This is a genomic window from Micrococcus sp. KBS0714 (assembly GCF_002008305.4).
Classification (GTDB): domain Bacteria; phylum Actinomycetota; class Actinomycetes; order Actinomycetales; family Micrococcaceae; genus Micrococcus; species Micrococcus luteus.
Genome location: NZ_CP042169.1, coordinates 762,213 through 774,874, shown reverse-complemented (window position 1 = coordinate 774,874; position 12,662 = coordinate 762,213). Strand labels below are relative to the sequence as shown.

General features: G+C 69.1%; 8 protein-coding genes. All 8 read right to left on the bottom strand.

The features are described 5' to 3' along the window. Positions 1–27: 27 nt before the first annotated feature. Complete coding sequence (gene dapF / locus B1A86_RS03540; RefSeq protein ID WP_049147223.1) at positions 28–981, bottom strand: diaminopimelate epimerase; 954 nt, start codon at positions 979–981, stop codon at positions 28–30. Positions 982–990: 9 nt separating this feature from the next. Further along, positions 991–1,929 carry a tRNA (adenosine(37)-N6)-dimethylallyltransferase MiaA gene (gene miaA / locus B1A86_RS03535; RefSeq protein WP_078026123.1) on the bottom strand — a complete coding sequence of 313 codons (939 nt, stop codon included), beginning with the start codon at positions 1,927–1,929 and terminating at the stop codon, positions 991–993. Further along, a complete protein-coding gene (gene miaB, locus B1A86_RS03530) occupies positions 1,929–3,476 on the bottom strand; it encodes a tRNA (N6-isopentenyl adenosine(37)-C2)-methylthiotransferase MiaB (RefSeq protein ID WP_020628159.1) in 1,548 nt (515 codons plus the stop codon). Before miaB ends, miaA begins: the two co-directional genes overlap by 1 nt. Before the next feature lie 39 nt (positions 3,477–3,515). Further along, complete coding sequence (locus B1A86_RS03525; RefSeq protein ID WP_078026122.1) at positions 3,516–4,529, bottom strand: regulatory protein RecX; 1,014 nt, start codon at positions 4,527–4,529, stop codon at positions 3,516–3,518. Beyond that, positions 4,526–5,590: a recombinase RecA gene (recA, locus tag B1A86_RS03520; protein ID WP_041104259.1), complete on the bottom strand. Its 1,065-nt coding sequence runs from the start codon at positions 5,588–5,590 to the stop codon at positions 4,526–4,528. Before recA ends, B1A86_RS03525 begins: the two co-directional genes overlap by 4 nt. Before the next feature lie 254 nt (positions 5,591–5,844). Further along, positions 5,845–7,959 carry a DUF6270 domain-containing protein gene (locus B1A86_RS03515; protein WP_078026121.1) on the bottom strand — a complete coding sequence of 705 codons (2,115 nt, stop codon included), beginning with the start codon at positions 7,957–7,959 and terminating at the stop codon, positions 5,845–5,847. Further along, positions 7,956–11,294, bottom strand: coding sequence for a glycosyltransferase (locus tag B1A86_RS03510; RefSeq protein WP_078026120.1), 3,339 nt, complete (start codon positions 11,292–11,294; stop codon positions 7,956–7,958). Before B1A86_RS03510 ends, B1A86_RS03515 begins: the two co-directional genes overlap by 4 nt. Further along, positions 11,291–12,580, bottom strand: a complete 1,290-nt coding sequence (locus B1A86_RS03505) for an FkbM family methyltransferase (RefSeq protein WP_078026119.1) — start codon at positions 12,578–12,580, stop codon at positions 11,291–11,293. Before B1A86_RS03505 ends, B1A86_RS03510 begins: the two co-directional genes overlap by 4 nt. Positions 12,581–12,662 lie beyond the last annotated feature (82 nt).

The following is a 12,662-nucleotide window of genomic DNA, read 5'->3' as shown; positions in this document are numbered from 1 at the left end:
GGCCCGCCGTTTCCCGAACGACAGCGGTCAGGCGGTGAGTTCGCCGTCGAAGACCAGCTCGGCCGGGCCCGAGAGGACCACGTGCTCGGCCCCCTCCGGGCCCGGCACGACGTCGACGGCCAGCACGCCGCCGGGCACCTCGACGAGCCACGAGTCGGTGCCCTGGTCGCCCGACCACGCGCGCATCGCCACGGCCACCGCGCACGCACCCGTCCCGCAGGACTGGGTCTCGCCCACCCCGCGCTCGTGCACGCGCATCCGCACGCGGCCGACGCCCTCGCGCACGAGCGGCTCGTGCGCGGCCACGAACTCGACGTTCGTGCCGTGCGGCGGGGCGGGGTCCACCTCGGGGGCGCGGCCCAGGTCCAGGCCCTGCAGGTCGGCGAAGGAGGCCAGCGGGACCACGGTGTGGGGGTTGCCCATCGAGACGCTCAGCGCCGGACGCGGATCGGTGAGGCCGTGGGCGAGGACCATCGAGTCCGACGCCGCCTCCTCCGCCAGCTCGGGGTTGAGGTACGACCAGGGGCCCATGTCGATCGCGTAGCCGTGCTCGAGCCGGGTCACGGCCTTCACGCCGGCGCGCGTGCCGATGGTGATCGCCCGGCCGGGGGCCAGGTCCACGAGGCCCTTCTCGACCAGGAAGTGCACGAAGACGCGCACCCCGTTGCCGCACATCTCGGCGATCGAGCCGTCGCCGTTGCGGTAGTCCATGAACCACTCGGCCTCGGGGTGCTCGGCGAGCAGCGCCTCACCCTCCGGCAGGCGTGCCGAGCGCACGGCGCGGATGACGCCGTCGGCGCCGATCCCCCGGTGCCGGTCAGCCAGCCGTGCGACGCGCTGGGCGTCGAGCTGCGTGTTGCCGTCCGGGTCGGCGATCAGCACGAAGTCGTTGCCCGTGCCATGGCCCTTCGTGAACGGCACGCGCGGCGCGCTCGCGTGGAGGGGGTCCTGGGCGGCGGGCGCCGCGGGCTGCTCGGTCATGGGCCCAGTCTAGGTGGCGTCCCCGGCGACGACGGCGAGCGCCTCCGCCACGACGTCCTCGTCCTGCGCGTCGAGCCAGACGACGCGCGGGTCGGCCCGGAACCAGGTCTCCTGGCGGCGGGCGAACCGGCGCGTGGCCACGACGGTCTGGTCGGCCGCCTCCGCCTCGGTGAGCTCGCCGTCGAGGACGGCGAGCATCTGGGCGTAGCCGATCGCGCGGGACGCGGTCGGTCCCTGCCGCAGCCCGTCCGGCCCGGGGACGTCGAGGCGGCGGACCTCGTCCAGCAGCCCCTCGGCCAGCATGCGCTCCACCCGGGCCGCGATCCGCCGGTGCAGCTCGGCCCGGTCCAGGCGCAGGCCGAGCTGCACCACGGGGGCGACCTCCGGGGCGTACGTGCGCTCCGGCATGAACGCGGAGAACGGACGGCCCGTCAGCCGGCACACCTCCAGCGCGCGCACGATGCGGCGGGCGTCCTGCAGCCGCTCCGCCGAGACCGGGTCCAGGGAGGCCAGCTCGGCCCTCAGCCCGGCCAGGCCCTCCCGCTGCGCGCGCGCCTCCAGCTCGGCCCGCAGCGCCGGGTCCGTGGGCGGGAACTCGAGCACGTCCAGCGCCGCCCGCACGTACAGCCCGGAGCCGCCCACGAGGATCGGGGTCCGACCCCGCGCGCGGATCTGGGCGAACAGGTCGCGGACCGCGGACTGGAAGGCCGCCACCGAGGCCTCCTGGCCGACGTCGAGCACGTCCAGCAGATGGTGCGGGACGCCCTCGCGCTCGGCCTGCGTGACCTTCGCCGTGCCCACGTCCATCCCCCGGTAGAACTGCAGGGCGTCCCCGTTGACCACCTCGCCGTCCAGCGCGTGTGCCAGGGCGACGGCGAGGGCGGACTTGCCCGTCGCCGTCGCCCCGACGACGGCGACGACGGGCGGCCGGGACGCGGCGGCGGGCATCAGGACCGCGGGCGCAGGGTCGGCATGCCGAGGCTCGTGGCACCGGAGCCGCCCGCCGTGCCGGGGGCCGGCGCGCCGCACGATTCGGCCTGGGCGCGGTCCCACGCATCGCCGGCGCGGGAGCGGCGCAGGACGTAGTCCTGTGCGGTCGGGTCGGCGACGGCGAAGAACGGGTGGGCCTCGGTGACCGTCACGGTGACGAAGTCGCCGGGGCGGGGGGTCTCGGCGCCGGCGGGCACGGAGAAGTGCACGAGCCGGTTGTCGGGTGCGCGCCCGGACAGGCGGCCGCGCTCCGCGGCCTTGGAGCCGGAGTCGGCGGTGACGAGCAGCTCCTGGCGGGTGCCGACGAGCGTGGCCATCTCCTCGGCCGAGATCCGGTCCTGCAGGGCCACGAGGCGCTCGAAGCGCTCCTGGACGACGGCCTTGGGCACCTGGTGGTCCATCTCCCCGGCGGGGGTCCCGGGGCGGATGGAGTACTGGAAGGTGAACGCGGAGGAGAAGCGGGAGGCCTCGACCACGCGCATCGTCTCGGCGAAGTCCTCCTCGGTCTCCCCGGGGAAGCCGACGATGATGTCCGTGGTGATGGCGGCGTGCGGGATGCGCTCGCGCACCTTCTCCAGGATCCGCAGGAACTTCGCGGACCGGTAGGAGCGGCGCATGTCCTTGAGCACCTTGTCCGAGCCCGACTGCAGGGGCATGTGCAGCTGCGGCATGACGTTGGGGGTCTCGGCCATCGCGTCGATGACGTCGTCCGTGAACGCGGCCGGGTGGGGGCTGGTGAAGCGGACGCGTTCGAGGCCCTCGATCTCCCCGCACGCGCGCAGCAGCTTGGCGAACGCGCCGCGGTCGCCGAACTCGACGCCGTAGGTGTTCACGTTCTGGCCCAGCAGCGTGACCTCGACGGCGCCGGCGTCGACGAGCGCCTGCACCTCGGCGAGGATCTCCCCGGGGCGGCGGTCCTTCTCCTTGCCGCGCAGCGACGGGACGATGCAGAACGTGCACGTGTTGTTGCAGCCCACAGAGATGGACACCCAGCCGGAGTGCGTGGAGTCCCGCTTGGTGGGCAGGGTGGAGGGGAACACCTCGAGCGACTCGAGGATCTCGATCTCGGCCTCGGCGTTGTGGCGCGAGCGCTCCAGCAGCACGGGCAGGGAGCCGATGTTGTGGGTGCCGAAGACGACGTCCACCCACGGGGCCCTGCGCTGGATGGCGGCCTGGTCCTTCTGGGCGAGGCACCCGCCGACGGCGATCTGCATGCCCGGGTGCGCGTCCTTCACCGCGCGCAGGTTGCCGAGGTTGCCGTACAGGCGGTTGTCCGCGTTCTCGCGGACCGCGCACGTGTTGAAGACCACGAGGTCGGCCTGGGCGTCCTCGGCGACCGGGGCGTAGCCGGTGGACTCGAGCAGGCCGGAGATGCGCTCGGAGTCGTGCACGTTCATCTGGCAGCCGAAGGTGCGGACCTCATAGGTCAGACCCTCGTGCGGGCGCGCGGCGGCGCCGTCCTGCGCGAGCGGGGTGGTGCGGGGGGTGGGGTCCGTCAGAGTCACCGCACCATTCTAGGAACTCCGGGCGCGGCCCGGATCCGCTCACTCCTCGTGCTCGGCGAGGACCTCCTTCACGACGGCGAACGCGAGGCCGCCGCCGTAGCCCTTGCGTCCCAGCATGCCGACGAGGCGGCGGGTCACCTTGTCCCGCTCAGCCCGGGCCTCCGGCGAGGCACCGCCGGGGACGGTGCGGCCCCGCAGCCGTCGGCGCACGAGGTCGAGGGCGGCGGCCCGTTCGTCCTCGCCGTCGATGGCCTCCAGCGCCTCGGCGGCGATCTCCCGGTCCACGCCCTTCTGCTGGAGCTCGTGCCCGAGGGCACGGCGCGCCAGGCCCTTGCTTCGGTGACGGCTGCGGACCCAGACCTCGGCGAAGGCGGCGTCATCCACGAGGCGCACCTCCTCGAAGCGGTCGAGGACGCGCTCGATCAGCTCGGGCTCGGCCTGGCGCTCGGCGAGCTTGCGTTCGAGCTGGCCGCGGGAGCGGGGGCCCAGGGCGAGCTGGCGCAGGACGACCTCGCGTGCGGCCTCCTCGCGCTCACGCGGTGCGGTGGGCAGGGGCGCCGGGCCGGGGCGACGTCGGGGGCGGTCGGTCTGGGGGGCGGGCTCAGCCGGCGCGCGGCCGTCCTCGCGGGGCCGAGTGCGCCCCGACCGCTTGGCGGGCGCCCGCCTCCGTCCTCGGCGCTCGGTGTCCGCCCGGGTGTCCTCGCGCCCGGACCAGGGCAGCGATCGGGGCCCGGCGCCGGGCGCGGGACTGGGCAGGTCGCTCGCGCGAGTCAGCAGGGCCCCGAGATCCGGTGCCGCGCCGGGGGCGGGGTCCGGGACGTCCTCCGCAGGGGCTCCGGCGTCGCGCGCGGGCGCGGCGTCCCGCGCGGCATCCGAGGCGTCCGCGTCGGACGACGTCGGCTCCGGAGCGCCGGCCAGATCGAGCCACATCCGGCCCACGTCCGAGTCCCGGGCGTCGTCGAACGCGGACGCACCGGAGGCGGAGCCGCTCCGGCCGGTCGTCTCCGACCGGTGGGCGGCCCCGCCTCCGACGTTCCTGCGCGATCGGGTCATCCGGCCGCGGTGTCCCCCGGAACCGCGGTCAGGGCCGGGGCCTCGTCGTCCTCGGCCTCCGGGGCCACGCCGATGCCGAGCTTCGTGAGGATGCGCTCCTCGATCTCGTTGGCGAGGTCCGGGTTGTCCTTGAGGAAGCGACGGGCGTTCTCCTTGCCCTGCCCGAGCTGGTCCCCGTCATAGGTGAACCACGCGCCGGACTTCTTGACGATGCCCTCCTCGACACCCATGTCGATCAGGCCGCCCTCGCGGGAGATGCCGACCCCGTAGAGGATGTCGAACTCGGCCTGCTTGAAGGGCGGGGCCATCTTGTTCTTGACGATCTTCACGCGGGTGCGGTTGCCGACGGGGTTGCCGGCCTCCTTGAGGGTCTCGATGCGGCGGACGTCGATGCGCACGGACGCATAGAACTTGAGCGCCTTGCCGCCCGTGGTGGTCTCCGGGGAGCCGAAGAACACGCCGATCTTCTCGCGCAGCTGGTTGATGAAGATGGCCGTGGTCTTGGTCTGGTGCAGGCGGCCGGTCACCTTGCGCAGCGCCTGGGACATGAGGCGGGCCTGCAGGCCGACGTGGGAGTCGCCCATCTCGCCCTCGATCTCGGCGCGCGGGGTCAGCGCGGCCACGGAGTCGATGACGACGATGTCCAGGGTGCCCGAGGAGACGAGCATGTCCATGATCTCCAGGGCCTGCTCGCCGGTGTCCGGCTGGCTGACCAGCAGGGCGTCCGTGTCCACCCCGAGCTGGCGGGCGTAGACCGGGTCCAGGGCGTGCTCCGCGTCGATGAAGGCCGCGATGCCACCGTTGCGCTGCGCGTTGGCCACCGCATGCAGGGCCAGGGTGGTCTTGCCCGAGGACTCCGGACCGTAGATCTCCACCACGCGGCCGCGCGGCAGGCCGCCGATGCCCAGGGCCACGTCCATGGCCACCGAGCCCGTGGGGATGACCTCGACGGGTGCCTGGGTCTGGTCCCCCAGCCGCATGACGGAACCCTTGCCGAACTGCTTGTCGATCTGGGCGAGAGCGGCCTCGAGGGCCTTCTCGCGATCCGTCACCTTGCTCATCCTTCACCCCTAGCTCTGGTGGTGCTGCGACGGACGCTGGAGCGCCCGCCTCGGTCATGTCCGTGAATCTACGGGGAGCAGCGGACATGATAAGCACGCCTTGCTCCGCCTGTGCACGAGATCACCCCGTCGCACTGCTGTGCAGGACTCTACCGCATTATTCGAACACGTGTTCGAAGCCGGGCCTGGGCTACAGACCCCACCGGGGCCGGGCGATGCCGCGGCCGGACCGCCGACACCCGGACGCGCCGGCGTCACTGCCGGGCGCGACGGGGCCGGGCGGAGCCGCCCGTGCCACCGAACAGCACCGGGTCCCCCCGACCGTCGACGTGGATCTCGTGGACCCGCCGACCGCGCGCGTCGAACGCCTCCAGCCGCCAGTGCTCTCCGTCGTCCAGCCGGGGCAGCACCACGGGCGGACCGATGTGCTCCACCTGGTCCACGACGTCCTCGCCGTGCATCCGGGACAGGGTGCAGGCGTGCCCGTCGTCGGCCTCTCCCGGGAAGGCGGCCCAGTCCACCCGTGAGAGCCCGCCGGGCTCGGCGGTGACCAGGACGTCCGGCCCGTCTGAGTCGTCGCCCCGTTCATGCGCCAGCAGCGCGTCGATGTCCGTCGCCACGGTCGAGGCCGAGTGGCCCCGACGCATCGCGTCCACGGCCCGCGCCGTCACGTGGGCGGGCAGCGCGGCGTGCCCGGCCCCCCAGGTGGCGATCCGCACCTGGTGCTCGGCGTCCGTGGCGAACCGCCGAGGGCCGCCCGTCATGCCCGGGGTGCGGTGGACGAGGGGCAGCAGGTGCCCCTCCACGTGGTGGTCGCCCGCGTTCTGGAACACCACCACGCGACGGCCCGCGTCGAGCGTGCCCACCCGGTGCCCGATCCCCTCCTCGGCCAGCCGCGCCTCCACGGCCTCGCGCTCCGCGACGGGGTCGAGCTCCTTACCGGGGAAGAGCGTCCGCAGGTAGTCCCGCACCGTGGGCGGGTGGTAGTCGAGCAGGTCCGTCTGGGGGTTCCAGGCGAAGACGCTGCTGCGCCCCTCGAGCTCCTCGTTCAGCCGCAGCGCCGCGAAACCGCCCCCGGACCCGCCCACCAGGAGCAGGTCACGGCCCAGCCCGTCCGCCAGGGCCCGCAGAGTGGCGAGCAACGTGGCGTGGGCCTGGGAGCCGGGCGAGCCCGTGTACCACCCGAGGAGGAGGTCGTCGGCGAGCTGCATCGAGGGGTCGCTGACGGCGACCCACGGGATCCCCAGCTCGTAGGAGAGCCGACGCCCGGCGAAGAACGGCGGGGCCACGCTGTTCCGCTGGCTCATCGCGCCCGTGAGGAAGACGACGACGGACTCGCGCTCTCCCACGCCCCCGAGGTCACCGCGGATGATGAGGTCAAGGTGATTGCCGTCCGGCAGGGGCAGGATGTGCAGTCCCGGACCGAAGCCGGAGGCCGCGAACTCCTCGACCGACCCCCAGCGGACCGGGTCGACCCCGTAGTTCGCATAGTCGCTCTCCACGACGTCCCGGTATGGTGCGGACGGCTCGGGCGCAGCGGGCTCGGCGGACGGCTCGGGCGCAGCGGGCTCGGCCGGGGCCTGCGGCGCAGCGGGCTCGACGGGCTCCGCGTCCGGGCTGACGTCGACGAGACCGTCGACCTCCCATGGATCGCGTCCGTCAAGCACGGCGACCACCCCGGCCGCCAGCGCGGCGGCGGCCGCCGGGGCGAGGGCCAGCGGGTCGGCGGTGCCGTCGTCGGCGAGCGCGGCGTGTCGGATCGCGTCGTCCACGCGCACCACCCGGGCCGGGTCGAGGTCCTGGGCCGCCCGGTCGGCGAGCCGGTCCGCGTAGCGCGCGGCAGCGAGGATCGCGGCCTCGTGCCGGGCGGCGGTCCCGTCCGCGGTGCGGACCGCCATCCCGCCGTGATGCAGGATCAGCCGCTCTCTCAGACCCACGGCATCCAGGGTGGAGAGGAAGGTCCGCCACCCGGCCACCCACAGCGCGAAGTGCTCGTCGTCGCCGCTGGGCACCCGGCGCCGGCCGTCCTGCGGCGGTGCCGACTCGAGGTACTCCGGCGAGACGGTCACGACGGCCCCGGACGGGAGCACGTCGAGGGCGAAGCGCTCGTCGGCGACGTCGACGACGATCGCGTCGGGATCGAGCCGGACCAGGTCGGCCACGAGCATGCGGTCGACGTCGCGGCGGACCAGCTCACGCCGGAAGTCCGAGGCGACCCCGGTCAGGTCGGCGTCCTCGACGGGCGGGGTGCCCAGTCCGGCCATGGAGACCCGGGCGAGGAAGTGCCCTGCGGGCACGGAGAGCCGGGGGTCCGCGACCAGGGCGGAGCGGGTCAGGGCGCTCCCGACGACGGCGATGCGTGCGGTCATGGCCTGTGGGCCTCTCTCTCGGGATGGGGACGGACCGACGGAGCGGAGTGGTCCCCGTCGGTGCGGAACGCCAGGCGGAGTTCGGCGTCCAGCACGTGGTCCGCGCCGGACTGTCTGCGGACCCGGCGTGCCGCGGCCGCGGACATCCTCAGATACCGCGCGGGCTCGGCGCGCAGCGTCCGGACGGCGTCCGCGAGCGCGCGGTGGTCTTCGGGCGGCGCCAGGAAGGCGACCTCCTCGTCGACGAACTCGGGGATCGCGGCCACCGCCGACGTGATGGGCACCAGACCCGAGGACATCGCCTCGTCGCGGCTGACGCCCTGGGTGTCGCTGCGGGTGGGCACGAGCAGTACGCCATGCCGAGCATGCTCGGACGCGATCTCTGCATGAGTCAAGAATCCCTTTCGAATCAATACATTCTCGAAATCCCACAATGGCGCCAGCGTCTCCTCGAAGAGAGGGCCATCTCCAATAAATGTGAAATCCAGCTCATTGAACCAAGGCTCGTTGGATAGCTCAAGAACAGCAGCAACGGCAAGGTCGTTGGCGTATACATGCGAATGGTATGGGCGGATCGAGAGGACACGAAGACGGTGCTGCGCGGTCTTCTCTTGATACGGAAAGACGGTGTCATCGATTGGATTATGAATCACCGAATACCGATGGTCTGGCAAGCGAATACCGACATCCTCGAAAACTGTTTCAGCGAACCACCGGGAGACAAAGATGAAGTGCATATTGTCGGGGCTGGAATCGAAGACTTCTCTCCACATTGCCAAACGCTGTTCAGTGAGCATCTTAGCGGCATCCAGCTCTTCTTCCGTGGCGTAGTTAAAACGGCGACGCCACCAGGGCTGAATCTCGAATCCGTGAACCCACACCGTGGTCGGAGGGAGGTCAGACGTAGCCTTCAATACATTCCACGTCTCGGGGAGCAAACAGTGTACTACGAGGGTCTTCACCTCTCCCGTTGCAAGAGTCGCAATGAGGTCCTGGACACGCAATACGGCCACGTCGACGTCTTCGAACTCTCGAAATCTAGGGCCGTCTCCTTCGCCCACGAGGATGGTTTCCAGGCGGTGGCCCATCTCCCTATATCGACGAAGCCGACTATGAACGAACCCATTCCTGTAGAGGTTGTCATAGGCAGGATAGATGTTAGTGATCAACACATCAGAACTTCCAGCCAGCATGGGCACGGAGGGCGCAACGTAGGGCCCGTTTACTACGCGATGGACCACGGCGCTACCGGATCCACTCACCCGTAGACCCCAACGCATCGCGCGAGCCTGCTCGGGGATCTTGACGGTGGTGTACTGGCGCGCCGGAATCATGGCATGGCCGAAGCGCTGTCCGTCAGCATCTAACCAATAGGCAACGAGCATGATGTCGAGTCCGACGCTGACGTCGAAGTACACGGGCTGATCATTACCGTTTTGGTGAAACTCCACTGGGCGCGCCAGTGAGTTAATCCAGTACTGGTGCCGGCCTGCCCCAAGGGAAGACGTGACACGGGGCACTCCGTCCTCCCATGTCAGAGTCATCTCGTCGAAGGACTTCATCCCCTCGAAGATGGTTCCCAGGTCCATAACCGGCATGTCGTCGCTGGATTCTGCGAAGACCAGATCGTCCGCATGCTGACGGATCTCCGTCAGTGTCAAGCCCTCGTAAACATCGAGCGAGGACGCGGGCGCGAGTGCTGGCTCTTCCGAGGTCGCGCCTCCGGCGCAATATTCGAGCGGCGAGACGGCCAGGCCCGACAGCTGCGCAGCGTCCAGTTGCCTAGCGACTCCGTTACAGTCCGCCACCTGTGCCCAATCAAGTCGCGAGAGGGAACGACACGGCAGAATCTTGTCCTGCAGTCGCCAGGCCGTACCAAGCTCACGGCGTTCGAGCGAGCCGTCGACGCTGTCAACGGCGTAGTGCTCCACGTGCCCACACGTTTTCACATCCGCCCATCTCAGAGTGAGGACCATGTCCTCGAGATAGTGGGGGCCGTACCAGTCGTTGGGATCAAGCATCCCGGCGAGGGTGCACCCCCTTGTCCTTGCCAGCCCGTCCAAGTCGGCCAGTTCGTCGAACAGGACCACACGAGGATCCTGTAGCTCAAGCGGCATGGGCGCGAATTCCTCAACCTTGCCCTGAACGGCCAGGACCCAGTCGTTCCAGGTCTGACCTGCCCATCGGCGGACAAGTTCCACGACGGCCGCTGCATCCCGGCCGAGGGTAGAGGGGACAACCATCAGCGGACGCTCGACAGCAGCATCCGGCAACGTCACCCCTGACCGCGACGCGACGAACTCTAAGCGCTCTGTGTAGGTGTGCTCGCGCAGGACCTTGCGAAGGGCCACGGCACGAAGACGCTCGTTGCCGTTCGGCTGGGCCTCGATCGCTTCGAGCCGGCGTCGCATCTGCCTGCCTGAGTCAGTAGAGACGACTAAGTCCCCGAACATCAGTCGAAGCCCGCGGGAGAAGTTGCTGACGGTCAAAGTATTGGAGGCAAGCAATTCGAAAACCCGACGAGCGAACATCGACTGCGACTGTTTAACCGAATTCAGGTTGAGGTTAACTGTATAGCCCTTGTAGGGCACGTCCAGGAGGCCCGGCGTCAGCGCCCCGCCGACGATGTATCGCTGATAGTCCTCCGGGAATGTGTAGCCCGAGGTAGCACGCCCATGATTGCGATCGTAGATGTCAAACCGCCGCCCATCCGCGGAGAGTTCCGCGGACAGCTCTCGGAGATCAGCAAGGCGTTCTGGATACTTCGCATAATAGGCACCGGCAAAAGCGCAACCCTCCACGCGGTCAAACACTTCGACAGGGTTGGATTGGGCGGTCTGCGCCGCGAAGGGCAGGAAGTGCACATTCTCATGACCCAGCTCGCGCTTATAGCGCGGAACACAGTCGAGGTCGGTGGTAAATACCGCATCGAACTCGCCCGCAGCCGTGAGGAACGTGTTGAAGTGGACCGGGTCCTCCTTGTTCCAGAACGCCGTGGGGACGCCGCGAGAGCGGCACCACGCCAAGATCCCCTGAAGTTCGGGTCCAAGGCGGTGCACCGTGTTCCACCAGGTCTGCCGGTGCCCCCGCCAGGCTGACTCAACGAGTAGGAGATCCGGCTGGGCCGCCGCGATCTCGGCACGCCAATACTCCATCGTTAGTGGCACCAAATCTGCCTCGGCCTCGAACGCAGTTTGTGAGAACTCGTCCAAAATGCAAGCGACGACGAGCTTTCCGGCTCGGCCGGCTCGTCGGCGCACCGGGACGGGATCACTGTTGCGGCGTCGAGCTGCTATGTCGGCCGGCACCACTGGCTTGGGAATTGCTCGGGTCATACGTCGCGCCCCTTCTTCTCTTCACGGATGATCGCAAGCAGTCGAGGCAGTGCGCGCGATGCGCCGGAAACGCTTTGGGCCTCACTCAACGCCCTACCGGCGCGGAAAGTTCGAGACGATCGAATACGGCGTAGGGTCGCGCGCATCTCGCCGGCCTCGGCAAGGGCCATCTCTTTTTCTGTCGTCACGAGTTCGAGCGCATCTTCCAGATACCGAAGACGCTCTGCGGCCGCCTCGTTCTCTGCCTGGACGGTACGTGTGGACCAGAGTCGATCTTCGACCGTTTCCACGAATCCACGGATGGCGCGGAAGTCCTCTAGATGAAGCCGTTCTCTGGCCTCGAGTTCCGCGATCCGTCGCCGAGCGTCCGTCAAGGCCCCCTTGAGTTCAGCCTCGGCCGCGGACTGTCCGATCTCCAGTTCCGCGAGAGCGCCTAGATGCGTTACTAGTTTCCGAGCCTCGGGATCTTCCAAATCGTTGGTGATTGTCTGGAATTTGCTGCGAAGGGACTCCGCTATCCGACGCTCGGTGTAAAGGCGATGCATGACTGCATTTATTCCGGTCCGCTCCCCTGCGTCGTTCTGCTTGCCTCCGGGGGAGAACAGCAGCGTCGGCGAGGCGTTTACCACGTCAACTACACGGTAGCCGAGCGGGCTTAGCAATGAGCTCACAGCCTCATACGCTTCATAGTCCAGGCACTCGACCCAGATCAACGGGCGGTCTCTGGTAATCATCTCCATCCCGCCCTGCAGGACCTCCAGTTCAAAGCCCTCTACATCGATCTTCACCATGCGTACGCTTTGCCTTTGGATGAGATCGTCGAGGGTGTAGAAAGCCACATCTTGGCCAGCATCACCTTCTTCGAATGAGAGCGACTGCGTTCCCAGATTCGCAGGATCGTGTAGGATCAAACGCCCAAAGCCGGGTTGCGCACCCGCGGCACATTCATACACCTCGACGCGGTCAACGGCGCCGTTTAACTCGACTGACCGGCGCAATGCATCGGCAAGGTGGCTGTCTGGCTCTATAGCGACTACTCGGGCATCGGCCACACAAGCGAGGTTAAGCGTGTGGTTGCCAATATTGGCCCCGACATCAATGACAAGGTCACCGGGCAACAGGGCCGCGGCCATCCTGTCCAGCATCTCCTCCTCGTAGGGAGAACCCTCGCGCTGTAGGTGTCCCTGGATGTAGTCTGTGCCAGAGTCCGGCACGACCACGTCGTAAACGCCGCCCCTCGAACGGACTCGGGCCACGCCCGTCGCCCCGGCGTCCGCCAAAATCATCGGTGGCTCCTTAGTCCGAATTGGTGGCCACGCACCTGTTCGATTGGTACCTGCCCTTGGTTAGCAGGCCATCGCGTGTCAA

What these genes read in the sequence shown, in the direction of transcription:
- recA (WP_041104259.1), bottom strand. Translation starts at nt 5,590, where the DNA reads ATGAGCAAGGTGACGGATCGCGAGAAGGCCCTCGAGGCCGCTCTCGCC.
- B1A86_RS03505 (WP_078026119.1), bottom strand. Translation starts at nt 12,580, where the DNA reads ATGATTTTGGCGGACGCCGGGGCGACGGGCGTGGCCCGAGTCCGTTCG.
- miaA (WP_078026123.1), bottom strand. Translation starts at nt 1,929, where the DNA reads ATGCCCGCCGCCGCGTCCCGGCCGCCCGTCGTCGCCGTCGTCGGGGCG.
- B1A86_RS03510 (WP_078026120.1), bottom strand. Translation starts at nt 11,294, where the DNA reads ATGACCCGAGCAATTCCCAAGCCAGTGGTGCCGGCCGACATAGCAGCT.
- B1A86_RS03515 (WP_078026121.1), bottom strand. Translation starts at nt 7,959, where the DNA reads ATGACCGCACGCATCGCCGTCGTCGGGAGCGCCCTGACCCGCTCCGCC.
- B1A86_RS03525 (WP_078026122.1), bottom strand. Translation starts at nt 4,529, where the DNA reads ATGACCCGATCGCGCAGGAACGTCGGAGGCGGGGCCGCCCACCGGTCG.
- dapF (WP_049147223.1), bottom strand. Translation starts at nt 981, where the DNA reads ATGACCGAGCAGCCCGCGGCGCCCGCCGCCCAGGACCCCCTCCACGCG.